The following is a 23,197-nucleotide window of genomic DNA, read 5'->3' as shown; positions in this document are numbered from 1 at the left end:
GGGCATGACCACTTTTCTCGTGATCCTGCTGATCGCGGCGATGCTCGCCACCTTGGTCGCGCTGGTGCGCGGCATCATCACCTTTCTCCAGGAGGCGACGGCCGAGGCGAAGGGCGAGGGGCCGACCGCGTCGCAGCTCAAGTCCAACCGGATGATGCAGCAGCGTATCTTCTTCCAGGCGCTGGCGATCACCGTGGTCGTGCTGCTGCTGTTCATGGCTGGGCGGACCTGATCCCTTGGTCAAGCTGACGAAAATCTACACCCGCACCGGCGACGGAGGCACGACCGGGCTGGTCGACGGATCGCGCCGCTCCAAGGCGGATATGCGCATGGTCGCGATCGGCGAGGTGGACGAGGCGAACAGCGCGATCGGCGTGGCCTTGCTGTCTGTCGAAGGGCCGCTGGGCAAGCGACTGACCATGATCCAGAACGACCTGTTCGACCTCGGCGCGGATCTTGCCACGCCCGGAGAGGTGGAGGGGGCGCTTCGCATCATTCCCGAACAGGTCGCGCGGCTGGAGGCGGAGATCGACGCGATGAATGCGTCGCTGTCGCCGCTGACCAGCTTCATCCTGCCCGGCGGCAGCCCGGCGTCCGCGCATCTGCATCTGGCGCGCGCCATCGCCCGGCGGGCCGAGCGCGCCGCCGTGGCGCTGGCCGGGCAGGAGGCGATCAACCCGCCCGCGCTCGCCTATCTCAACCGATTGTCGGATTGGCTTTTCGTCGCCGCGCGCACGATGAACCAAAGCGGCGCATCGGACGTTCTTTGGGTTCCAGGAGGGGCACGCATGGTACGGTAAGGGGCCGACCGCGTTTCCCGCTATCCCGGGGAGCGCCCAATGCCGACCCTTGTGCCGTCCTCTGCGGCAACCCCGACACCTGCCGATTCCCTGGCATCCCGCTATCGCTCGGTCCGCGCTCTGACCCTGGCGCTGGCCGAGCCGCTGTCCGATGCCGATGCGACCGTCCAGTCGATGCCGGACGCCTCGCCCGCCAAATGGCATATGGCGCATACCACCTGGTTCTTCGAAACCTTCGTGCTGCGCGACCATGTGCCGGGTTACGGCCTGCACGACCCGCGTTTCCCCTTTCTCTTCAACAGCTATTATGAGGCGGAGGGAAAGCGCCATGCGCGCCATCGCCGGGGGATGATCACCCGGCCGACGCTGGACGAGGTGCGCGCCTATCGCGCCCATGTCGATGACGCATTGCTGGCGGCACTGCCCGACCTGCCCGCCGAGGCACTCGAACTGGTGGCACTGGGCTGTCACCACGAGGAGCAGCATCAGGAATTGTTCGTCACCGACATCCTGCACCTGTTCTCGGAAAACCCGCTGGAACCGGCAATCTATCCGCCCGAGCCGAAAGCTCCTGTTGCCATGCCCAGTCCGATCGGCTGGATCGAGGGCAGGGCGGGGATCGTCGAGATCGGCCATGACGGGCAGGGCTTCGCCTTCGATTGCGAAGGGCCGCGTCATCAGGCGCTGCTTCAGGGCCATGCCATGGCCGACCGCACCGTCACCAATGCCGAATGGATGCAGTTCATCGACGATGGCGGCTATCATGACGCACGGCTCTGGCTGTCGGACGGCTGGGCCTGGGTAAAGAGCGAGGGCATCGCCGCGCCGCTCTATTGGGAACAGCGCGACGGCGGCTGGACCCGGTTCGGGCTCGACGGGCGGCGTTCGATCGACCCCGCCGCGCCGGTCACCCATGTCAGCTTCTATGAGGCCGATGCCTTCGCCACCTGGGCGGGCGCGCGACTGCCGACCGAGTTCGAATGGGAAGCGGCGGCCGCGTCGTTCGACGCATCGGGCGGCAACCAGTTGGACCGCGCGGGCGCGATCGAGCCGCGCTCTTCCTCGGGCGGCCCGGCCTTTTTCGGCGATGTCTGGGAATGGACCGGCAGCGCCTATCGCCCCTATCCCGGCTTCCGCCCCGTCGAGGGCGCGGTCGGCGAATATAATGGCAAGTTCATGAACGGGCAGTTCGTCCTGCGCGGCGGCAGCTGCGCGACGCCGCGGGGCCATGCCCGCGCCTGTTACCGCAATTTCTTCTACCCCCATCAACGCTGGCAGTTCACCGGCGTCCGCCTGGCAAAGGATCTTTAAGCATGCTGAAGCCCGAGATCGAGGACGGCCAGATGTCGCTGGCCGACCCCGCCTTCCGCGCCGACGTCCTTGCCGGGCTGGAGCGTCGCCCGCGCGCCATCCCCGCGCGCTGGTTCTACGACCGCAAGGGGTCCGAGCTGTTCGAGGCGATCACCGACCTGCCCGAATATTATCCGACGCGGACCGAGACGGCGATCCTGAAGACCATGTGCCCCGATCTGGTCGCGCATGTCGGCAAGGGGCGCGCGGTGGTGGAATTCGGATCGGGCTCCTCGACCAAGACGCCGGTCCTGCTGCGCTGTGTCGAACCATCGGCCTATGTGCCGATCGACATTTCGGGCGACTTCCTGCGCGAATCCGCGCGCGGGCTGCAACAGGCGTTTCCCGACTTGCCCATCCATCCGCTGGAGGGCGATTTCATGCGCCCGCTGACGCTGCCCGCAATGGTGGCGGATGCGCCGAAACTGGGGTTCTTCCCCGGATCGACCATCGGCAACATGACGCCCGCCATGGCGACCGACCTGCTGCGCGCGATGCGCGGCTCGCTGGGCGAGGGGGCGATGCTGCTGATCGGCATGGACCGGACCAAGCCCAGCGACGTGCTGGTCCCCGCCTATGACGATGCGGCAGGCGTGACGGCGGCGTTCAACCGCAACCTGCTCGACCGGATCAACCGCGAGCTGGACGGCACCATCCCGGTCGATGCCTTTCGCCATCGTGCCATCTGGAACGACGACCGCTCGCGGATCGAGATGCATCTGGCGGCGCAGCAGGATGTCGACTTCACCATCGAAGGCCGTCCCTTCGCCATGGCGGCGGGCGAGACGATCCACACCGAGAACAGCCACAAATATGGCCCGCGCGATGCCAAGATCCTGCTGCGTGCGGGGGGCTGGACCCCGGTGAAGGACTGGACGGACCCCGACCAGCTGTTTTCGGTCTATCTGGCCGAAGCACAATCGGCTCGGCTTGCGCCATGAACGTCCTGTCGTGATATCGCGACTAAAAGCTAATTTTTGTTAGTTCGATGCGTCTTTTTCGTCGGAGCCGACGTTTTGACTCCCGGTTCGGCCAAGACCTCGCTCACAAGCCAGGCCTTGGCAAAACCCCACGGCATGTACTTCTGATCGTTACATCATAACAGAAGAGCTGGCCGCTGGTTCCTGATCGGGAGGAGCATGATGACGGAAAGCGCACAACTGCTCGACGCGTTCGATGCACGGGTCGAGCGCCGCAATATGCGGCGCGAATTCTTCAAGACGGCGATGGGCGCGGCAGCCGCCGGCGTGACCGCCTTTTCCCTGGCGGGCAAGGCCGGGGCCCAGTCGACGATCACCGACACCGACATTCTGAACTTTGCGTTGAACCTCGAATATCTCGAGGCGCAGTTCTATGCCTTTGCCGCCAACGGCACCGGCCTAGCCTCCAACCAGCTGACCGGCACCGGCACCCAGGGTGCCGTGACCGGCGGCCAGCAGGTCAATTTCGCGACCGGCAGCGCCGACGACGCCATTGTCGGGCAATATGCCCGCGAGATCGCGGCGGACGAGGCGGCGCATGTCGCCTTCCTGCGCACCGCCTTGGGCAGTGCGGCGGTCGCACAACCCGCGATCAACATCTCGGGCGATGCCAATGGCCCGTTCACGGCGGCGGCGCTGGCCGCAGGCGTGATTACCAGCGGCACCTTCAACCCCTATAGCTCGCCCACCGCCTTCCTGCTGGGCGCGTATATCTTCGAGGATGTCGGCGTGACCGCCTATAAGGGTGCCTCGCCGCTGATCAGCAACAAGACCTTCCTGCAGGCGGCGGCCGGTATTCTGGCGGTCGAGGCCTATCACGCGGCCATCGTGCGTACGACGCTCTATGCCCGCGGCTATGCCGACCCCAACCCGGAATCGTCACTCGTCACCACCGCAGGCAAGATCTCGGACGCGCGCGACAGCCTGGACGGTTCGACCGACCTCGACCAGGGGATCGCCCAGACCACGGTCAACGGACAGCTGGTGTCCAACATCGTGCCGCTCGATACGAACGGCATCGCGTTCAGCCGCTCGCCGGGTCAGGTGCTCAACATCGTGTACCTGAACAAGGCGGCCGCCACGCTGGGCGGGTTCTTCCCGGCCGGCGTCAACGGCAATCTGCGCGCGAGCGTGGCGAACTGATCCCCTTTTTCCTCCTGTGGAGAGGATTTGAATCATGAGCGAAGAACGCTGCATTCTCGAGGTTATTGAAGAAGCCTCCGCCAAGCGTCGGTCCGATCGTCGCCGTTTCATGCGTATGGCCGCCGGGGCTGGCGCCGTCGGCGGCCTGGCGATGCTGGGCGCCTGCGGTGACGATGGCGACAATGTCATCGTCGTGCCTACGCCGACACCCACCACCACCCCGACCGGGTCGGTGACGGATGCCGATGTGCTGAACTTCGCGCTCCAGCTCGAATATCTGGAAGCGCAATTCTACAGCTATGCCGCCTTCGGCACCGGCCTGCCGTCGTCGGCGCTGACCGGCACCGGATCGCAGGGCGCGGTCGCGATCAACACCAGCGCCACCAACGGCGCGGGCCAGCCGCGTAAGGTCGAGTTTCAGGACCGGATCGTCGCGCAATATGCGCGCGAGATCGCCTATGACGAGATCGCGCATGTCAACTTCCTGCGCTCGGCGCTGGGCAGTGCGGCGGTGGCGCAGCCTGCGATCAACCTGTCGGGCGATGCCAGCGGCGCGTTCACGGCGGCGGCACTGGCGGCGGGCGTGATCACCAGCGGCACTTTCGACCCCTATGCCTCGGACGAAGCCTTTCTGCTCGGCGCATTCCTGTTCGAGGATGTCGGCGTCACCGCCTATATGGGCGGCGTCTCCCTGCTGACCAACAAGACCTTCATCGAGGCGGCGGCGGGCATCCACGCGGCCGAGGCCTATCATGCCGGTCTGGTCCGCACGACGCTGTACCGCAAGGGGCTGAGCAATTCGGCGCTGATCACCAATGCGGGCAAGATCTCGGACGCGCGTGACAGCCTGGACGGCTCGGCCGATCTCGACCAGGGCCTCGTGACGACGGTGAACGGCACGCAGGTGGCGAACCTGGTTCCCGCCGACTCCAACGCCATCGCCTTTGTCCGCACGCCCGGCCAGGTGCTGAACGTCGTGTACCTCAACAAGGCGGCGGTGACCGGCGGCGGCTTCTTCCCCAGCGGCCTGAACGGCAACGTCCGCACCAGCGCCGCCAGCGGCTAAAACCCCCTTCCCAAGGTCCCCTCCAAGGGCCGTTTGCCCCGATCGGTCGCTAGTCCCCTGGCCGGTCGGGGCATTTTGTTTGCGTCGCGGGGCTGATCCACCTTCACGCAAAACCGCTTCTTATCCGCCGCGAAGTCGCTTATGACGGGCCCATCCCCGGGGGAGCGCTGGCCTGCGCTTGAGAGGGGGGCAAGAGCCCCTGACCCGCTGAACCTGATCCGGCTGACACCGGCGTAGGGAGGGAGCGGCCCCATCTCTCATGGTCCGTTTCCTCCGCATGGAGTGGACGACTATGGCAGATATCCCCGCAAAGGCCGAAATTGGCGTGACCACCGGCCCCATTCGTGGCTCGAAGAAGATTCACGTCGGCCCGCTGAACGTCGCGATGCGCGAAATCCATCTCGACCCCTCCTCGGGCGAACCGCCCTTGCGCGTGTACGATACGAGCGGAGCATATACCGATCCGAATGCGCGCATCGACATCATGGCGGGCTTGCCGCAGATCCGTCGCAACTGGATCGAGGCGCGCGGCGATGTCGAGGCCTATGACGGCCGCGAAATCCGTCCCGAGGATAACGGCCAGCTTGGCCCCGACCGTTCGGGCGGCGTGCCGCAATTCCCGCGCACCGGGCTGAACCGTCCGCTGCGCGCGCGTGCAGGCATGAACGTCAGCCAGATGCATTATGCCCGCCGGGGCATCATCACGCCCGAAATGGAATATGTCGCGACCCGCGAAAATCTGGGCCGTGAGATGCTGAAGGAATATGTCCGCGACGGCGAGAGCTTCGGCGCGGACATCCCCGATTACGTGACGCCCGAATTCGTCCGCGACGAAGTGGCGCGCGGCCGGGCGATCATCCCCAACAACATCAACCACCCCGAATCCGAACCGATGGCGATCGGCCGCAACTTCCTGGTCAAGATCAACGCCAATATCGGCAATTCGGCGGTCGCCTCCAACGTGGCGTCCGAGGTCGACAAGCTGGTCTGGTCGATCCGCTGGGGCGCGGACACGGTCATGGACCTGTCGACGGGCCGCAACATCCACGACACGCGCGAGTGGATCATCCGCAACTCGCCGGTGCCGATCGGCACGGTCCCCATCTATCAGGCGCTGGAAAAGGTCGGCGGCATTGCCGAGGAACTGACCTGGGAGATCTTCCGCGACACGCTGATCGAACAGGCCGAGCAGGGCGTCGACTATTTCACCATCCATGCGGGCGTGCGCCTGCCCTATATCCCGCTGACCGCCAAGCGCGTGACGGGCATCGTGTCGCGCGGCGGCTCGATCATGGCGAAGTGGTGCCTGGCGCATCACAAGGAGTCGTTCCTCTACGAACGCTTCGACGAGATCACCGAGATCATGAAGGCGTACGACATCGCCTATTCGCTGGGCGACGGCCTGCGTCCCGGTGCCATCGCCGACGCCAATGACGAGGCGCAGTTTGCCGAGCTCTATACGCTGGGCGAGCTGACCAAGCGCGCCTGGGCGCAGGACGTGCAGGTCATGATCGAGGGCCCCGGCCATGTGCCGATGCACAAGATCAAGCAGAATATGGAAAAGCAGCTGGAGGCGTGCGGCGAGGCGCCCTTCTACACGCTCGGGCCGCTCACCACCGACATCGCACCGGGCTATGACCATATCACCAGCGGCATCGGTGCGGCGATGATCGGCTGGTACGGCACGGCGATGCTTTGCTACGTCACGCCCAAGGAGCATCTGGGCCTGCCCGACCGCGACGACGTGAAGGTCGGCGTCGTCACCTACAAGCTGGCCGCCCACGCCGCAGACCTGGCCAAGGGGCACCCGGCTGCCAAGATGCGCGACGACGCGCTGTCACGCGCCCGCTTCGAGTTCCGCTGGCGCGACCAGTTCAACCTGTCGCTCGACCCCGACACGGCGGAATCCTACCACGACCAGACCCTCCCGGCCGAGGGCGCCAAGACCGCGCATTTCTGCTCGATGTGCGGCCCGAAATTCTGCTCGATGAAGATCACGCAGGAAGTGCGCGAGTTCGCGGCCAAGCAGAATGCGCCGGTGGAAACCTTCGTCGCGGCCGAGGATGCCGAGGCGGGGATGCAGGAGATGAGCGAAAAATTCCGCGAGAAGGGCGGGGAGGTTTACCTTCCGGCGGAGTGAGGCTGTTTGATCAGTCTGGATCAGACAACATTGAATGCCGCTTTTCGGCGGATTGATATTTGGCCGGAAGGGGGACCCCTTTCGGCCAATATCCTATTCCCTTTAAATTCAAGAAGCGCTTTGAGCGCCAAAGGTTTGTGCCAAAAACCTTGGTTTTGTCGGTGCCTGGAAAGTGAAACCCTCGGCGTTCAAGCCGATCCATCAGCTCACTGCGCGATAGCGGTTTGCCCGCCTCGGCGATAACCGCTTCGGCCGCATCCATCACGTTTTTAAGCTCTGTGCCTGTCAAGCGGTGACGCGTGGACTCAGGAGCTTCTAGGGACAGCTCATAATTAGCGGGCTCTGCGCGATTGAGAGTGTGAGCCTCAAGTCGTAGATAATCCGCAATGAGATTTTCTACGAGTTTGAGTTCCTGGCGGAGTCTCTCTCGGCGTTCATATGCTTGGCGCAGAAGCTCATCCATGCTCATTCCCTCGCAGCCAATGCCTAATAGGGCCTAAAAGTCACACCTTGCAAGATTTGGACTCGAAAGAGTGTTGACGTGAGTGCTGCGTAATGTATGTATGAGTCGGGTTATCAGAATCTTAAGGAGTGCTCGAAAGGTCATCATGGAAGCCCGGCAATGCCGGAGAAGCGAAGAGGGCCGACCTTTCGGTCGGCCTCCCCGATGTCTCAACGTCGGAGCGACGCGAAACCTCTTTGGTTGCACACTGAGAATCGCACGCTCCGACGGTTGGGTCAACCCCAATCCATTCACGGAGACGTTCCATGGCCGATCAGGCAATGCGTGACGACGGCAAGACGTATATCTTCCGTCAGTGCATCACGCTTCGGAACGGGAAGCGGATTTGCAAGCCTAACGGGCAAGCATTCCGCATCCCGGTGGACGATAACGAGGACAAGTAAAATGTTGAGCCGACGTCGTATGACGTCGGCTCAATAATGATACCGGCACTGTGCCACTTGCAGCACCTGCTCGTCGCCGCTGCCCGCCACCCGGTATACCAGCCGATGCTCATGGCTAATCCGGCGCGACCACCAGCCTGACAGGTTGCCGCCCAGCGGTTCGGGCTTGCCGGTCCCCTTGAACGGGTGGCGGCGGCATTCCTCGATCAACGCATTGAGCTTGTCGCAGAGCTTGGCGTCATGTTCCTGCCAATGGCGATAATCGTCCCACGCCGTCGGCCAGAACGCCACTTTCACGGAAAGGGCACGCCTTCATCGCCCGCCTCAAAGCCGCGCACGGCGTCGAGTAGACGTTCGGCATTCTTGGGCGAGCGTAGCAGGTACAGCGTCTCTTCGATCGACGCCCATTCGCTGGCGGAGATCAGCACGGCGCCTTCGCCCCGCTGGCGGGTGATCGCCACAGGTGCGCGGTCGGCGACGACCTTGTCGATCATCGCCTTCAGGTTCTCGCGTGCTTCGGAATAGGAGACAGCCTGCATACGTGTAGAATTGTACAATCACCTGTCCAATGTCAAGGTTTACCGCTTCCGCACGAACTCCGCCCTCAGCACCAATCCCTTGATCCCGTCGAACTTGCAGTCGATCTCCTGCGCGTCGCCGGTCAGGCGGATCGACTTGATGAGGGTGCCGCGCTTCAGTGTCTGGCCTGCGCCCTTGACGGTCAGATCCTTGATCAACGTCACCTGGTCCCCGTCGTTCAGCACATTGCCGACCGAGTCCCGCACCACCACCGCATCGTCGTCGCTGGCCGTTCCGCCCTTGGCGGCGGCGTCGGCGGCGCTGATCCATTCGCCGGTCGCTTCGTCATAGACATAGTCGTCATCGGCCATCGCCTGTATTCCTTCGTCAGATGGGGATGCGCGACCCTATGCGCGCTCGGGCGTAATGATGCCATAGCGATTACAGATCATGATAGCGGCGGCAGCGCCCAGTCGATCGGCGGCTGGCCATGCTCGACGAGGAAGCTATTGGCCTTGGAAAAGGGCTTGGACCCGAAAAAGCCGCCCCGTGCCGATAAGGGCGAAGGATGGACCGAGGTCAGGACGCAGTGCCGCCCTTCGCCCATCTCGCGCACGAAGCCCGCCTTCTTCTGGGCATAGGCACCCCACAGGATGAAGACGACCGGCTCGGGCTTGGCGGCGACGGCGCGGATCACGGCGTCGGTGAAGCGCTCCCAGCCACGCCCCTGATGCGAGGCAGCCTGGCCCATGCGTACGGTCAGTACCGAGTTGAGCAAGAGCACCCCCTGTCGCGCCCAATGGTCGAGCAGGCCATGGGAGGGCGGCGCGATGCCAAGATCGGTCGCCATCTCCTTGTAGATATTGACCAGGCTGGGCGGCGGCCGGACGCCGGGCTGGACCGAGAAGGCCAGGCCATGCGCCTGCCCCTCGCCATGATAGGGGTCCTGCCCCAGGATGACGACGCGCACCTGATCCAGCGGCGTCAGGTCCAGCGCGCGGAACCATTCGGACGGGCGGGGGAAGACGCGCTGGCCGCCCTCGCGCTCCTGGCCAAGGAAGGTCTTCAGCGCCTTCATATAGGGTTCGTCGAATTCGGGCCGCAGCACCGACAGCCAGCTTTCGTGCAATCGAACGTCGCTCATGAATGCGTCTTGCCGTTCGCGACGGATGCGCGCAACCGGTGTCGCCGACGATCGTTATGCAGGCGATACGGTCGCCCTCCCGCGGCCGCCCGATAGGAAAGGACCTGGATCATGCAGCGTTCCACGATTCTCCTGGCCGTGATGGCCGCCGCGCTGCCGCTGGCGGCGTGCGGCTCGTCGAGCGAACCGGCCAATAACAGCGCGGCCGCCGTCACCACCAACGGCACAGAGATGAGCGCCGACACGCTGGGGGCGAAGATCCGTGCGCTGCCAGAGGGCCAGCGTCGCGGCGTCCTGTTCCGCGCGATCCGCGATGCCGGGCCGAGCGGCGCCAGCTGCCAGTCGGTCACGGCGATGAAGGAAGCCGCCGCCACCAACGGCAACCCGACCTGGAACGCGGTATGCGACGGCACGACCCAGTGGACGATCGTGCTGACCGCCGACCAGTCGGCCAGCGTCACCGGCCCCGGCCCCGTCACGATCAAGTGACGCAGGGCGGAGACTCGACCGTCACCGTTCGGGACGGTCGAGTCTCGCCAGCGTCGCGGGATCGTCCTGCCCGTCGAAGAAGCGCGCGAGTCCCTGGCGGAACGGCGCGGGATCGTCGGCCACGGTGGCAAACAGGGTCAGCGACGAACGCAGCTTCATCGCATCGACCGCGCCGAAGATCGCCTCGGCCGAGCCCGGCGCATTGATCGCGGCGGTCACGGCGTCCAGCAAACGCGGTCCGAGCAGCGGATGCGCCAGATAGGCCCGCGCTTCCCCGGCATCGGCGATGGCATAGAATATCGCGGTCGGGCTGCGGCCCAGTCCGGCGATCTGCGGGAAGATGTACCACATCCAGTGGCTTTGCTTCCGACCGGATCGCAGTTCGGCCAGCGCGGTGGCAAAACTGTTCGCCTGGGCCTCGACAAAGCGGACCAGCGCGGCATCATGGGAAGGCGGGGGTGACATGAAGGGGCAACCGGCCGCAGTCCCGAAGCGTTCCCGCCAACACGAGATTCGTCAGGAGAGAGACATGCGCCGTTTCGCCATCCTTGCCCCCTTGGCTCTGCTCGCGCTGTCGGCGTGTGGCGGGCAGGGTGGGGATACCGACTCGGATGTCGCCCCCGGCAACTTCACCCCGCCGGGCACGGCACGGCCCACGCCGATGCCGGGCGTGGCGCAGGTCAATCCGCTGACCAGCTATATCGGCCATTATCCGGGCGATGCGGTCGACGGGGTCAGCTTCTTCGATCGGACCGAGGTGGCGACCGCGCTGCACGATGCGGTCGGCGATCAGAAGCTGGTCCAGCGGATCATGTCGCGCGGCGCGGTGACGGTGCCGATCTTCCGCCAGGGGGAGCAGGGAATCGCCGCGCATGGCTGCACTCCGCATGACTGCGCCGACAACAACTGGACGGTCGAGATCGACATGAAATCGACCAAGGCGCGGGTCTGCTATCACGACCGCGAGACGATGGGCGACCGCAGCCACTGGTATATGGGCGGCGCGCCGGTGACCCAGCCGGGGGAATGCCCGCAGGAGGGTTGATCCTCCCCCGTGAATGGCGAGGGGGCGCCAGCGGCTCACAGCGAAGCACGCCCCTCCCGCAGGCGGGAGGGGATGGGGGAGGGTTAAGCCGCAGGCGATGGCCTCGGTGAGACTCCTGCCCTTCCTCTCCCCTCCCGCTTGCGGGAGGGGAGAGGAAGGCGCACCGATTGACCCGTATGAAAGGCGTTCATTCCAGGGAGGATCGCCGCCGGATATGCCTACGGCAGTTCCTCCCCGGTCGGGCCTTTAGCTTGTCCTCAGAACGTGTAGGCCAGCCCCAGCGCGCTCAGCCACTGGCTGCGCGAACCGGCCTGCGACACGATGGGGCTGTCGCCGAAGTCGTTGACCATCCGGCCATAGGTCAGGCCGCCGACGACCTTCCAGCCCTTCAACAGGTTGCCGGTGATCGAATAGGTGGCGAGACCGCCGACCGACCAGTCCTTCCAGCCCGAACGCGCGTTATAGACCGGCAGGCCGCTCGCCGCGCTCTGATCCTGGTTGATCGAGAAATAGCGCCGGGCATAGCCGCGCCCGACGCGCTCGGCGGTGGCGAACAGGCCGACCGCCGCCTTGGTCGACAGCGGCGTGAAATAATTGACCGAGGGCTGCCAGATGCCGCTGTCATGCACGCCGGTCACGTCATGGCGATAGCTGACCGACACGGACAGCCGGTCATAGGGGCTGGTGATAACGCCGATCTTGCCGATGCCGACATAGCCGCCCAGCTCGACCGCCGCGCCGATCTTGCCCAGCGCGCGGACGCGGGGATCGTCGATCCGCGACGGCGCGGTACGGTCCAAATTCACTACGCCGATCGGCCCCGCCTGGATATCCCAGTCGCGATTGGCCTTGTCGCCGATCAGGTCGACCGAGACGCGGTTGCCGATATAGGTGATCGTATGCCCGTCGATATAGGCCAGCGCGGCGGGGGCGGGGGTGAACTGATAGTCGTTCGACCCCTCATAATCCGGCAGATAGGCCCCGGCCAGGCCGACGGTGATGGTGTTCTTGCCCAACTGGCCCGCCATCTCGGCGGCGGCGGGGTTGCTGGACACCGTGGCATCCTGCGCAAAAGCGGGGGCCGACAGGGACAGTGCGCCCATGACGATCAGCGGGGCGGAAACGCGCGAAAATAGGCGCAAGACGGAAAACTCCCTGAATTCGGTTATCCGAAATGCAACGCTACGGTAACGATTTCGCTCCGGCGGATTGTGTCAGAAGATGTACCGCATTTTGATCTGTTGTGTTTCGGCAACAGAATCGAGCGTGAACCGCGCCGCGGCAAAGCGCGGCGGGCCGAACCGAATCACCGGATTGCGCGAAAAGCCGAAGCCCTCGCGCGGGATGCCCGCCAGCGTGTCGAGCTTGGCGTTGTTGTTCTCGTCATGGATGACGGCCGCGGCGTAATTGCCGTGCGGCAGGCCGTCCAGGTGGATGCCCCGCTGCCCGGCGGGAACCGAACGGGTCAGCGCGCGGGCATCGTCGACGCATTGCGGGAAGTTATCCGGGTCGGCGGTCAGGCACAGCCGGATCATGCCCTTGGCCGAGCGGAGCTGGTCGATCCCGATGTCCAGTCGGCTGACCGGCGCGGCGCTGATCAGCGGCAGGGCGGCCAGCACCAGAAGCGCGGCGCGCGGCCTGCGCATGGGCGCGCTCGAAATCCCCGAGCCCCCGGTCCGTGCCGCACAATCGATCCCAGAACCGGAAATAGAGTCCATAATTGCACCCACATTGCTCATGATGCCGTTGATGATGGCTTGCCGTGATGAGCCACCCCCCCAGGTGCCCCTGCCACAGGAATCGCGGAAAAATCTCCCAACCCATGTGGTTGGTCACGCCCATAACGGTCATGATGGTCAGCACCAAGCCGAGCGCGCCGATGTGAATCGGAATCACAAACACAAGTAGCGGAATTACCACAGCGCCCGTCACCGCCTCGATCGGGTGGAACGCCATGGCGGCCCAGGCAGTCGGCGGTCGGCTGGCATGATGGACGGCGTGGGCGGCCTTGAAGATGGCGGGCCGGTGCATCCAGCGATGCGTCCAGTAGAACCAGGTGTCGTGCGCGATCAGGTACAGCAGCACCGAAACCGGCCAGTACCAGAGCGGCCAGGCGTGGATATCGGCGTAGATTTGCGTCCATCCCCGATTCTGCCAGCCCCAGGCGACGATCCCCGCGGGCACGCCGTAAATCGCGGCGGAGGCGAGGCTCCACCAGATTTCCCGCCGGATCTGCGGATCGAGCCCGGCATAGAGGTTCGGATGCCGCGCCTTGGTCGCCAGCGCGAACGCCCCCGAGGCGAGCAGATAGCGGACACCGACGATCAGCGTCATGGCGATGGCGGACAGGATCAGGGCAAGCGTCACGGGGGTCTTGTACCCTATCCGGGGCGGGGCTTGAACCGCGAACGTCCGGCGCGCGGCCTTTTGTTCGCGCGGAGGCGCGGAGACGCAGAGGGGGCTGGTCGGGCGTCGGCGTCCGCCGCCCGTTCGACCGCTATCCTTGCCGCACCGTCGGTAATGAGAAGGGGCCTGTCGGCCGGGCGTGACACCTCCGCGTCTCCGCGCGAACTTCCCCCTCCCTCCGTTCAGGCTGAGCGAAGTCGAAGCCTACGCCCTGCCCTTGCCGCGCGTGCATTTCTGCGCACTTCGACTTCGCTCAGTGCGAACGGAGGTTGGGATTAACCCCGGTGGAAAATCCGGATCGGACGGTCATGATAAACCCCCTCGACCGGCGTGCCGTAGCCCAGCTTCTCGGCCAGTCGGATCGACGCCACATTCCCCGGATCGATGATGCAGCATGTCCGCGTCAGGCCGCGTCCATCGGCCCAGCCGAGCACCGCACGCATCGCCTCGGCCGCAAAGCCCCGGCCATGCGCCGCCGGGACCAGCGTCCACCCCGCCTCCGGAACGGTCAATTCGGGCACGATCGCACGCCGCGATTCGAGCAGGCCCATATCGCCCAGTACCTGCCCGGTCGTCCGGTCGCACACCACCCAGGCGCCATAGCCGAACACCGTCCAGCACCCGACCGAGCGCAACAGCCGGATCCAGACATCCTCGCGCGGGCGCGGCTTGCCGCCGATCATCCCATAGACCGCCGGATCGGCCCACATCGCCGCCAGCGCGTCGAGATCGCTTGGCTGGTGACCGCGCAGCGTCAGTCGCGCGGTGGTCAGGATTGGGGTCAGGGTCGGGGCGCTCATGCCCCGTAGTTTAGTCCGCCTCGCGGATCACCGCCAGAAACGCTTCGCCATAAGCATCCAGCTTGCGCGCGCCGATCGCCGACAGCAACGACAGCGCCGCCCGGCTGGTCGGACGTTGCGCCGCCATGTCGCGCAGCACCGAGTCGTGGAAGATCACGTAAGGGGGCACCCCCGCCTCCTGCGCCAGCTCGCGACGCTTGGCGCGCAGCGCCTCGAACAGCGGATTGTCCGCCGGATTGGCGGCGACCGGCGCGGCGCGACGGCCCTTGCGTTCGCGCTTGGGCGGCACGACCAGCGACAGCCGCGCCTCGCCCTTGATCAGCGCGCGCGCGGCGGGGCCGAACTCGAGTCCGCCATGGTGATTGGTGCGCAACGCATCGCGCAGCAGCAGCGCCCGGTGGACCGGCTTCAGCAGCGCGACCTCGTCGCCCGAGACGATGTTCCACACCGACAGCGCCTCATGCCCGTTCATCAGGCTGCGCTCGGTCGACTGGCCGGTCAGCACCTGCTCGATATAGCCTGCGCCGAACATCTGGCCGGTGCGGAACACCGCCGAGAGAAATTTCTGCGCTACGGTCGTCGCATCGACGGCATCGGGCGACCCCAGGCAATTGTCGCAGTTGCCGCAGTCCTCGGCCAGCTCCTCGCCGAAATGGCGTAGCAGGATGCGGCGGCGGCATCCCCCCGTCTCGACCAGCGCACCCAGCGCCGACAGCCGTGCGCGCTCGCCCGCCTGCCGCTCCGGCTCGACCTCGGCCATGCGTTGCCGCGCACGGGCGAAATCGTCGGCGCCCCAGAAGAGATGCGCGACCGACGGATCGCCGTCGCGGCCCGCGCGACCGGTTTCCTGATAATAGGCCTCGATCGACTTCGGCAGGCCCGCATGCGCGACGAAGCGGACGTCCGGCTTGTCGATCCCCATGCCGAAGGCGACGGTGGCGCAGATCACCATGTCTTCGGAGGCCACGAAATCGGCCTGGTTCTTCGCGCGCACGGCGGGGTCCAGCCCGGCATGATAGGCGCGCACCGGGCGACCGGTCCGGGCCAGCGCCTCGGCCAGCTTCTCGGTCGCCGCGCGCGTCTGGGCATAGACGATGCCGGGGCCGGGCGTGTCGGCGACCACCCGCGCGATCTGCAGGTTCACATTCGCCTTGGGGCTGATCGCATAGCGGATATTGGGCCGGTCGAAGCCCGAGACGATCATCCCCTCGGTGGGGATGCCCAGCTGCTTGGCGATGTCGGCGCGGGTATGCGCATCGGCGGTCGCGGTCAGGGCGAGCCGGGGCACCTCGGGAAAGGCGTCCATCAGCGGTTCGAGGAGGCGATAGTCGGGGCGGAAGTCATGCCCCCATTCGCTGACGCAGTGCGCCTCGTCGATCGCGAAGAGGCTGAGCGGCGCCGAGGCCAGCAACTCGCGGAAATGCCCCGATGAGGCACGCTCGGGTGCGACATAGAGCAGGTCGAGCTGCCCGTCGCGGAAACGGGCGACCGTCTCGGCGCGGTTCTGGTCGACGCTGGTCAGCGTGGCGGCGCGAATGCCGACCGCCTCGGCGGCGCGCAGCTGGTCATGCATCAGCGCGATCAGCGGGCTGACCACGACGCAGCACCCGTCCATCATCACGGCGGGCAACTGGTAGCAGAGCGACTTGCCCGCGCCGGTCGGCATGACCGCCAGCGTCCGCTGCCGCGCGAGCACGCGGTCGACCACCTGTTCCTGCACACCCCGGAACTGGTTGTACCCGAAAACTTCGTGGAGCTTGGCAAGGGGGTCGGCGACCATCGCCGTGCATGTAGCGACGGCGCGGGGGCGGGGGAAGGGCGGGAACCCCTTCCGGCGTGTCGTCGCGCGGGCTTGGGCATGATTTCGGCATCGCGATAGTGCAAAGATATCAGGAAACATCCTCGCGTTCAGGGGTTTTGACCCTCCGTAATCCCAAAGCCAAAGAGGAGATGTCCCATGAACACCGACACGATGAATGGTGCGGCCACCGACTTCGGCGGCAAGGTGAAGCAGGGCATGGGCGCCATGCTGGGCGACAAGTCGATGGAAGCCGAGGGCAAGGGCGAACAGCTGGGCGGCAAGACGCAGAAGGCGTTCGGCGATGCCAAGACCAGCGTCGACCAGACGGTCCGCCCGCTGCTCGACCAGGCACGCCAGTTCGTGAAGGATCGCCCCTTCGCCTCGGCGGCACTGGGCGGCGTCGTGGGCCTCGCGCTGCTGAACACGCTGCGCGGCAAGTAAGCGCGATCAGAATCGGGCAGGGGGCGGTGCGGCGGGTCCGCGCCGCCCCTTTTGCTATTCGCGCCCAACTGGCTCGGCAGGCCGCAACCCCGCTTGCCCCACCCGGCCCCATGGCTTAGCGCTTGGCCCATGAAGCGATTGGCCATTTACTGCGGGTCGGCGACCCCCTCCGACCCCCAATATATCGAGACCGCCCGGGACGTCGGGCGCGGGCTGGCGGAGCGGGGGATCGGCGTCGTCTATGGCGGCGGGCGGCTGGGCCTGATGGGGGCGGTGGCGGATGCGGCGCTGGCGGCGGGCGGGGAGGTGATCGGCATCATCCCGCAGGCGCTGGTCGATGCCGAGGTGGCGCATCGCGGCCTGACCGAGTTGCATGTCGTGCCCGGCATGCATGAGCGGAAGAAGGCGTTCACCGACCTTTCCGATGGCTTCATCACCATCGCGGGCGGCACCGGCACCATGGACGAGTTGTGGGAGGCGCTGAGCTGGGCGCAGCTGGGCTATCACGCGGATCCGGTCGGGCTGCTCAATACCGGCGGCTATTATGACCATCTCGTCGCCTTCTGGGAGAAGATGGGCGAGGTTGGGTTCCTGCGGCCGCAGCATCGCGAGCTGCTGATCGTCGATACCACGCTTGACGGCCTGCTCGACCGGATGGACGCGCATGTGCCGACCCAGCCGATCGTGCGCATGAACGCGGACGACCTGTGAGCGACACCGCCGCCCCGACCGAGCGCGACGCGCTGGTGGCGGCGGCGCGGGACTCGATCGCCAAGGGCTCGAAGAGCTTTGCGGCGGCGAGCCTGTTGTTCGACCCCGAGACGCGCGCGCGGGCCTGGCTGCTCTATGCCTGGTGCCGCCGCTGCGACGATATCGCCGACGGGCAGGATCATGGCCATGGCATGACCCGCGTCGCCGATGCGCCCGCGCGGCTGGCCGAGCTGACCGAGAAGACCGAGGCGGCGCTGGCGGGCCGGGTGGTCGGCGACCCGGCCTTCGACGCGCTCCGTGTGGTCGCCGCCGAGACGGGGATGCCGCATCGCTGGCCCCGCGACCTGATCGCCGGGTTCGCGCTGGATGCCGAGGACTGGCGGCCCGAGACCGAGGACGATCTCTACCGCTATTGCTATCATGTCGCGGGCGTCGTCGGTTGCATGATGGCGGTGACGATGGGCGTCGCGCCGGACGATGAAGCCGTGCTCGACCGCGCCTGCGATCTGGGCATGGCGTTCCAGCTGGCCAATATCGCGCGCGACATCGCCGAGGATGCCGGCGCGGGGCGGCATTATCTGCCGCGCCAGTGGCTTGCTTATAAGAGCATCGCGCCCGACGCGATCATGGCCCCCTCGCACCGGCCGGGCCTGAGCGCTTTGGCGCGGCGGTTGACCGACCGGGCCGCCTTGTTCGAGGCGAGCGCGCGGATGGGGACGCCCGCGCTCTCCTATCGCTCGGCCTGGGCGGTGTTGTCGGCGGCGGCGATCTATGGCGCGATCGGGCGCAAGGTGGCCAAGCGCGGGCGTCGCGCCTGGGATGTGCGGGTCGGGACCGGCAAGCTGGAAAAGCTGGGTTTCATGACGCGCGCCAGCATCCAGGCGGCGCGACGGGACAAGATGCGGATTACCCCACGCGATCCGGAACTGTGGACACGACCGCGTTAAGCCTGCGCCCATACCCCCGTTCAGCCTGAACGGAGGGAGGGCTTCAGCCCTTGGTCGGCTTGCGCTCGGTCTTGACCATCTGGGCGCCCATGCGGCGGCAATCGGCACCGATCACCGGATAGGGAACGTCGGTGTTGGCGGCGATGCGGTTGGCCAGATCGGCCCGGCACTGCGCCATGGTTTCGTAGCGGGCGGGGATGATCCGCGCCTCCGTGCAGTCCACACTGCCGTCGCCACAACCCAGGATTGCCATCACGAAGAAAACTGGCTGCATAACCGTCTCCACTCGGGAAGAAAAACACGCCAGCGCGGCCGGAGGTTCCGGATTTGCGGCTGTCCGGCGGTGGGACAGATTGCCTTTTTCGCCGGGTGTCGCCGCGTCGGCCATACCGTCGGCATTGAACTCCAGGCCCGATCGTCCGACATGGTGTGGACATGCCCCCAATCGATCCCACCGCCGGGACGGCCGACCGGCCGCTGATCCCGACGCTTCGCCGCTTCCTTCCCTATCTCTGGCCCGCCGGAGAGCCCGGCCTGCGCGTGCGGATCGTGGCGGCGATGGCGCTGGTCATCCTGTCCAAGCTCGTCCAGGTGCTGGGCGCGGCCTATACGTTCAAATATGCGGTCGACCGGATGGCGGCGAACGATCGGAGCGCGGTGACGCTCGTGATCCTGCTGGTCGTCGGTTATGCGGGGGCGCGGTTCGCGACGACGCTGTTCGACAATCTGCGCAATGCGGTGTTCGAAATGGTCGGGCAGGACGCGACCCGGCGGCTGTCGGCCGATGTGTTCCGCCATCTCCACCGCCTGTCGCTGCGTTTCCATCTAGAGCGGCGGACCGGCGCCGTCACCAAGGTCGTCGAGCGGGGCACGAAGAGCATCGACACGATGCTGTATTTCCTGCTCTTCAACATCGCGCCGACCGTGCTGGAACTGGGGCTGGTGCTGGCGATCTTCGGGCGCAGCTTCGGCCCCGTCCTGGTCGTCACCACCATGGCGATGGTCGTCCTCTATATCGTCTTCACCCGCAAGGTGACCGACTGGCGCAATGCGCTGCGCACGCAGATGAACGACCTCGACACCGGCGCGGTCGCGCATGCGGTCGACTCGCTGCTGAATTTCGAGACGGTGAAATATTTCAACGCCGAGGAGCGCGAGGCGCGGCGGTACGAAAACGGCGTCGCGGCCTATGCGCGCGCGGCCACCAAGTCGGAAAACTCGCTGGCCTGGCTGAACGTCGGGCAGGCGGCGATCACCAGCCTGATGCTGGGCTTCGCCATGGCCTGGGTTGTGCGCGAATGGAGCCGGGGCGCGGCGTCGGCGGGTGACGTGGTGCTGGTATCGACCCTGTTGTCGCAGCTGTTCCGGCCGCTCGATCTGCTCGGCATGGTCTATCGCACCATCCGTCAGGGGGTGATCGACATGGGCGCGATGTTCGACCTGATCGACACGCCCGCCGAAGTGGTCGACACGCCCGGCGCGCCGCCGCTGAAGGTCAGCGGCGGGCATGTCCGCTTCGACCAAGTGGTGTTCGGTTACGATCCCGAACGGACCATATTGAAGGGGCTGACGCTCGACATACCCGCTGGCACGACCTGTGCGGTGGTGGGGCCGTCGGGCGCGGGCAAGTCGACGCTCGCGCGGCTGCTCTATCGCTTCTACGATGTGAATTCCGGCGCGATCACCATCGACGGCCAGCCGGTGTCGGCGGTCGCGCAGGACAGCGTGCGCGCCGCGATCGGAATCGTGCCGCAGGATACGGTGCTGTTCAACGAGACCATCGGCTACAACATCGCCTATGGCCGCGAGGGCGCCGACCAGGATGATGTCGAGCGCGCTGCGAAGGGGGCGGCCATCGCCGACTTCATCGAACGCCAGCCCCAGGGCTATGCGACCCGCGTCGGCGAGCGCGGTCTGAAGCTTTCGGGCGGCGAGAAGCAGCGTGTGGCGATCGCGCGCACCCTGCTGAAGAACCCGCCGATCCTGATCCTGGACGAAGCGACCAGCGCGCTCGACAGCCGGACCGAGGCGGACATCCTCGCGACGCTCCAGGCGATCGAGCGCGGGCGCACCACGCTCGTCATCGCGCACCGACTGTCGACGGTGGTCCATGCCGACCAGATCGTCGTGCTCGACGGCGGCCAGGTGGCCGAGCGCGGCACGCACGGCGAATTGCTGGCAAAGGGCGGGCTCTACGCCGAGATGTGGGCGCGCCAGGCCGCCGAGGTGGAAGAGGCCGAGGAGGATGCGCTGCTGGCGTGAGATGTAACGCGAGCCCCTCCCCTTCAGGGGAGGGGTTGGGGTGGGGCCTCTCCACGAACGCCGCGCTTGCGGACACGCCCCACCCCCGGCCCCTCCCCTGAAGGGGAGGGGAGAGAATCCACCTTATGCCGCTAGAGTTTCTTTCCTGACGATCAGCGGCAGCTCAGCCGAATTTGCTTCGCCGGTTTGTCGAAGACGATCGACGAACAACGATCGAGCAGGTCCGCGCCGATCGCTAGTCGATCGCGGTTGATGTCGTGCTTGCCCTTGCCGGTGATGACGACCTCGTTGGGATCGGCATGCTGGTCGGCATCGGCGATCGTTTCTGTGCGGCCATGATCGACCGTGCGTACGCCCAGCGTCGCGATGGTCAGCGGCCCGACCGAGAAGGGCGTCGCGAGAGTCATGGTGCGGATGGGGCGCTGGACGCCGAATGCGATCTCGGTCGGGCTGGTCGCTCCTGACAGCGTGCCGCCATAGGCCCGCGCCAGCCGCACCGCTGCGCCTGCATTGGCGAGGGTCCGCGGATGGTGGGGATCGAAGCGGACGCGCATCGGCCGGCCCTCGACCATGATGACGGCGAACCGCTCGGCCCAGCCGCCGAACAGGTCGCCCTGGTCCACCATCGGGAATGCCGTGACCCGTTCGCCCGCAACAGCGTCATGTAGGCGGAAGCGGACGATCGGGTCGGGCAGGCTACCGGGACCGAACACCCCTGCAAAGCCCGCCGCGTAGGGCTTTTCGGTAAAGCCGATACGCTGTTTGGCGGGCTTTGCGCCGCCGAACGCGACCCGCGCCACGGCCGTTCCTCCGGCGATCATCACTTTGGGGCCAAAACCCATCGCGAAGCCGAACATGCCTCGCTTCATACTGGCGGTTTCAGCAAATTCCTTGGTGATGATCGGCATCGCTGGCACACCCGGATCAATCCGTACCGAGCGTACGACGCCGTTGATCGTGACCATTTCCCGTCCATCCGGGGCGATGACACGCTCCAAGGGTGGCGATGCCGCTGCGGTCAACAGAAGTGCGATTGCAGGAAGCGTGAAACTTAAAAAGTCAATGGCCACAAACATCTTCTCCCATAATGTTGCGCATGTGCAACATTATGGGAGATAGTGGCGCAAAAAAGGCCGGATCGGGCAGACCGCTATTTTACGATGTGGGAGCCGATAAAGTCCGCCACCGTCGTCAAGACGCCGGGCGCGATCGGCAGGTTGGGATCGGCATAGGTCGCGATATTTGCGCCGTGGCTGTTACCTTCCACCGTTTTCAGGACGTGATTGACGCCGGGCAGCAGGACGAGTGTCGCCTTGGGCTGTCCGGCCTTCAACCTTTGCGCATCCTCGACCGTGACCTGCAGGTCGCTCTCGCCCTGCACGATCAGCATCGGCTTTGTGACGGTGGCGGCCAGCTTTGCGGGATCCTTGGCGAGGGCGTTAATCAGAAAGGGCTGGACCGCGTCGGCGAAGATCATCGGCAGGGGCGGGGCCAGCGTCGCGGCGGGGATGGTGCGGCCCGCTTCCAGCGCGTCGATCATGCGGTCGGCGTCGGCCAGGATCGGCGCGTTGGCGGGGTTGGCATGAAACTGCGCCCGCATCACCGTGCCCAGCCGCCGTCCGGGGGTGGAGACGGCGATGACGCCGCACAGCCCCGCCGGTTTGGCGGCGGCGGTATCCAGTGCGACCAGCCCGCCTTCGCTATGCCCCAAGACCCAGACGCACGGGACACCGGTCTTCGCGCGGATAGCGGCGATCCAGGACCGGGTGTCGGCGGCGTAGTCGTCGATCGTCACCTTGTTGGCGTCGGGGATCGCGCCTGCGCTGGCGAACATGCCGCGCTTGTCGATTCGCACGCTGGCGATACCCTTCGCCGCCAACCCTTCGGCGAGCAGGCGCAACGGGGCAGCCTTTAGCCCGCCCGGGCTGTTGCCGTCACGGTCGGTCGGACCCGATCCGGGGATCATCAGCACGACCGGCACCTTGGCGCCTTCCGGTCCGGCCCAACTGCCCTTCAGCGGTCCCTGCGGACCCGGCGCGGCGATGTCGCGGTCGGCCATCGGTGCGGTGGTGGCGATGATGGCGGCGAACAGCGTGACGAGCGACATGACCTACCCCTTTTCAATGACCTTTATTGCCACGCTCCGTTCAGCCTGAGCGAAGTCGAAGGCCACGCGATACCCTCACCACCGGGATGTGAGGCCAGGTTTTCGCTTGGCCTTCGACTTCGCTCAGGCTGAACGGAGGG

The 23,197-nt window shown here is 66.0% G+C and carries 28 protein-coding genes and 1 riboswitch; of the genes, 14 read left to right on the top strand and 14 right to left on the bottom strand.

Translation table 11 applies throughout. The features are described from left to right. Positions 1-4 precede the first annotated feature (4 nt). The 7 genes from ASF14_RS13540 (at position 5) to thiC (ending at position 7,479) form a co-directional block, all read left to right on the top strand. Complete coding sequence (locus ASF14_RS13540; protein WP_056435854.1) at positions 5-232, top strand: twin transmembrane helix small protein; 228 nt, start codon at positions 5-7, stop codon at positions 230-232. 4 nt (positions 233-236) lie between these two features. Beyond that, entirely contained in the window at positions 237-800 is a 564-nt protein-coding gene (locus tag ASF14_RS13535; protein WP_056435851.1) for a cob(I)yrinic acid a,c-diamide adenosyltransferase, read from the top strand. A gap of 39 nt (positions 801-839) precedes the next feature. Then, on the top strand, positions 840-2,111 hold the full coding sequence (egtB, locus tag ASF14_RS13530) for an ergothioneine biosynthesis protein EgtB (protein ID WP_056435847.1): 1,272 nt from the start codon (positions 840-842) through the stop codon (positions 2,109-2,111). A 2-nt stretch (positions 2,112-2,113) separates the two neighbouring features. Then, positions 2,114-3,091, top strand: coding sequence for an L-histidine N(alpha)-methyltransferase (egtD, locus tag ASF14_RS13525; protein WP_056435844.1), 978 nt, complete (start codon positions 2,114-2,116; stop codon positions 3,089-3,091). Between the two features lie 201 nt (positions 3,092-3,292). Next, positions 3,293-4,273 (top strand): ferritin-like domain-containing protein, encoded by a 981-nt coding sequence (locus ASF14_RS13520; RefSeq protein ID WP_056436416.1) that lies wholly within the window; start codon positions 3,293-3,295, stop codon positions 4,271-4,273. Between the two features lie 34 nt (positions 4,274-4,307). Beyond that, positions 4,308-5,339 carry a ferritin-like domain-containing protein gene (locus tag ASF14_RS13515; protein WP_056435841.1) on the top strand — a complete coding sequence of 344 codons (1,032 nt, stop codon included), beginning with the start codon at positions 4,308-4,310 and terminating at the stop codon, positions 5,337-5,339. A gap of 153 nt (positions 5,340-5,492) precedes the next feature. Then, a riboswitch (TPP riboswitch) is annotated at positions 5,493-5,583 on the top strand. A gap of 48 nt (positions 5,584-5,631) precedes the next feature. Further along, complete coding sequence (gene thiC / locus ASF14_RS13510) at positions 5,632-7,479, top strand: phosphomethylpyrimidine synthase ThiC (RefSeq protein ID WP_056435838.1); 1,848 nt, start codon at positions 5,632-5,634, stop codon at positions 7,477-7,479. Between the two features lie 10 nt (positions 7,480-7,489). Here the strand turns inward: thiC and ASF14_RS21570 are convergent, their stop codons facing one another. Next, positions 7,490-7,942, bottom strand: coding sequence for a hypothetical protein (locus ASF14_RS21570; protein ID WP_156361185.1), 453 nt, complete (start codon positions 7,940-7,942; stop codon positions 7,490-7,492). Between the two features lie 305 nt (positions 7,943-8,247). On the opposite strand from ASF14_RS21570, the gene ASF14_RS21925 reads away from it, so the two are divergent. Next, positions 8,248-8,385 carry a hypothetical protein gene (locus ASF14_RS21925; protein WP_168371530.1) on the top strand — a complete coding sequence of 46 codons (138 nt, stop codon included), beginning with the start codon at positions 8,248-8,250 and terminating at the stop codon, positions 8,383-8,385. Between the two features lie 30 nt (positions 8,386-8,415). On the opposite strand, the gene ASF14_RS13505 is transcribed toward ASF14_RS21925, so the two are convergent. The 4 genes from ASF14_RS13505 to ung form a co-directional block, all read right to left on the bottom strand. Further along, positions 8,416-8,682, bottom strand: coding sequence for a Txe/YoeB family addiction module toxin (locus ASF14_RS13505; RefSeq protein WP_056435835.1), 267 nt, complete (start codon positions 8,680-8,682; stop codon positions 8,416-8,418). Next, positions 8,679-8,924, bottom strand: coding sequence for a type II toxin-antitoxin system Phd/YefM family antitoxin (locus ASF14_RS13500; protein ID WP_056435832.1), 246 nt, complete (start codon positions 8,922-8,924; stop codon positions 8,679-8,681). Before ASF14_RS13500 ends, ASF14_RS13505 begins: the two co-directional genes overlap by 4 nt. Positions 8,925-8,963: 39 nt before the next feature. After that, positions 8,964-9,275: an alkylphosphonate utilization protein gene (locus tag ASF14_RS13495; RefSeq protein WP_056435829.1), complete on the bottom strand. Its 312-nt coding sequence runs from the start codon at positions 9,273-9,275 to the stop codon at positions 8,964-8,966. Between the two features lie 77 nt (positions 9,276-9,352). Next, the gene (ung, locus tag ASF14_RS13490) at positions 9,353-10,048 is read right to left on the bottom strand and encodes a uracil-DNA glycosylase (protein ID WP_056435826.1); all 696 of its coding nucleotides are present in this window, start codon (positions 10,046-10,048) and stop codon (positions 9,353-9,355) included. A gap of 111 nt (positions 10,049-10,159) precedes the next feature. On the opposite strand from ung, the gene ASF14_RS13485 reads away from it, so the two are divergent. Continuing rightward, positions 10,160-10,537, top strand: coding sequence for a hypothetical protein (locus tag ASF14_RS13485; RefSeq protein ID WP_056435823.1), 378 nt, complete (start codon positions 10,160-10,162; stop codon positions 10,535-10,537). Positions 10,538-10,558: 21 nt separating this feature from the next. On the opposite strand, the gene ASF14_RS13480 is transcribed toward ASF14_RS13485, so the two are convergent. Further along, on the bottom strand, positions 10,559-11,002 hold the full coding sequence (locus ASF14_RS13480) for a DUF1810 domain-containing protein (protein WP_056435820.1): 444 nt from the start codon (positions 11,000-11,002) through the stop codon (positions 10,559-10,561). A gap of 64 nt (positions 11,003-11,066) precedes the next feature. Between ASF14_RS13480 and ASF14_RS13475 the strand changes: the two genes are divergently transcribed. After that, positions 11,067-11,582, top strand: coding sequence for a hypothetical protein (locus ASF14_RS13475; RefSeq protein ID WP_056435817.1), 516 nt, complete (start codon positions 11,067-11,069; stop codon positions 11,580-11,582). Between the two features lie 257 nt (positions 11,583-11,839). Here ASF14_RS13475 and ASF14_RS13470 read toward each other — a convergent pair whose 3' ends face one another. The 5 genes from ASF14_RS13470 to recQ form a co-directional block, all read right to left on the bottom strand. Next, positions 11,840-12,724, bottom strand: coding sequence for a MipA/OmpV family protein (locus tag ASF14_RS13470; protein ID WP_236697071.1), 885 nt, complete (start codon positions 12,722-12,724; stop codon positions 11,840-11,842). Between the two features lie 72 nt (positions 12,725-12,796). Further along, positions 12,797-13,117, bottom strand: coding sequence for a DUF2141 domain-containing protein (locus ASF14_RS13465; RefSeq protein WP_330218791.1), 321 nt, complete (start codon positions 13,115-13,117; stop codon positions 12,797-12,799). Continuing rightward, entirely contained in the window at positions 13,083-13,916 is an 834-nt protein-coding gene (locus ASF14_RS13460) for a sterol desaturase family protein (RefSeq protein ID WP_236697085.1), read from the bottom strand. Before ASF14_RS13460 ends, ASF14_RS13465 begins: the two co-directional genes overlap by 35 nt. 347 nt (positions 13,917-14,263) lie before the next feature. Then, positions 14,264-14,788 carry a GNAT family N-acetyltransferase gene (locus ASF14_RS13455; protein WP_056435807.1) on the bottom strand — a complete coding sequence of 175 codons (525 nt, stop codon included), beginning with the start codon at positions 14,786-14,788 and terminating at the stop codon, positions 14,264-14,266. Positions 14,789-14,798: 10 nt separating this feature from the next. Further along, complete coding sequence (gene recQ, locus ASF14_RS13450; protein WP_056435805.1) at positions 14,799-16,568, bottom strand: DNA helicase RecQ; 1,770 nt, start codon at positions 16,566-16,568, stop codon at positions 14,799-14,801. A gap of 177 nt (positions 16,569-16,745) precedes the next feature. On the opposite strand from recQ, the gene ASF14_RS13445 reads away from it, so the two are divergent. From ASF14_RS13445 to ASF14_RS13435, 3 genes are all read left to right on the top strand, one after another. Beyond that, entirely contained in the window at positions 16,746-17,030 is a 285-nt protein-coding gene (locus ASF14_RS13445; RefSeq protein WP_056435802.1) for a CsbD family protein, read from the top strand. Positions 17,031-17,159: 129 nt separating this feature from the next. Next, positions 17,160-17,741, top strand: coding sequence for a TIGR00730 family Rossman fold protein (locus ASF14_RS13440; RefSeq protein ID WP_056435799.1), 582 nt, complete (start codon positions 17,160-17,162; stop codon positions 17,739-17,741). After that, a complete protein-coding gene (locus tag ASF14_RS13435; RefSeq protein ID WP_056435796.1) occupies positions 17,738-18,688 on the top strand; it encodes a phytoene/squalene synthase family protein in 951 nt (316 codons plus the stop codon). The genes ASF14_RS13440 and ASF14_RS13435 overlap by 4 nt, the downstream gene beginning before the upstream one ends. A gap of 43 nt (positions 18,689-18,731) precedes the next feature. On the opposite strand, the gene ASF14_RS13430 is transcribed toward ASF14_RS13435, so the two are convergent. Then, positions 18,732-18,962, bottom strand: coding sequence for a hypothetical protein (locus tag ASF14_RS13430; protein ID WP_056435793.1), 231 nt, complete (start codon positions 18,960-18,962; stop codon positions 18,732-18,734). A gap of 161 nt (positions 18,963-19,123) precedes the next feature. On the opposite strand from ASF14_RS13430, the gene ASF14_RS13425 reads away from it, so the two are divergent. Further along, a complete protein-coding gene (locus ASF14_RS13425; RefSeq protein ID WP_056435789.1) occupies positions 19,124-20,950 on the top strand; it encodes an ABCB family ABC transporter ATP-binding protein/permease in 1,827 nt (608 codons plus the stop codon). Positions 20,951-21,102: 152 nt separating this feature from the next. Here ASF14_RS13425 and ASF14_RS13420 read toward each other — a convergent pair whose 3' ends face one another. Then, positions 21,103-21,915 (bottom strand): hypothetical protein, encoded by an 813-nt coding sequence (locus tag ASF14_RS13420; RefSeq protein WP_056435786.1) that lies wholly within the window; start codon positions 21,913-21,915, stop codon positions 21,103-21,105. A 185-nt stretch (positions 21,916-22,100) separates the two neighbouring features. Beyond that, positions 22,101-23,057, bottom strand: coding sequence for an alpha/beta hydrolase (locus ASF14_RS13415; RefSeq protein WP_082442256.1), 957 nt, complete (start codon positions 23,055-23,057; stop codon positions 22,101-22,103). Positions 23,058-23,197: the final 140 nt, after the last annotated feature.

It is taken from the genome of Sphingomonas sp. Leaf257 (assembly GCF_001422185.1).
GTDB lineage: Bacteria > Pseudomonadota > Alphaproteobacteria > Sphingomonadales > Sphingomonadaceae > Sphingomonas > Sphingomonas yabuuchiae.
Note: the sequence above shows the minus strand (reverse complement) of the source record. Positions and strands in the feature narration are given on the sequence as shown.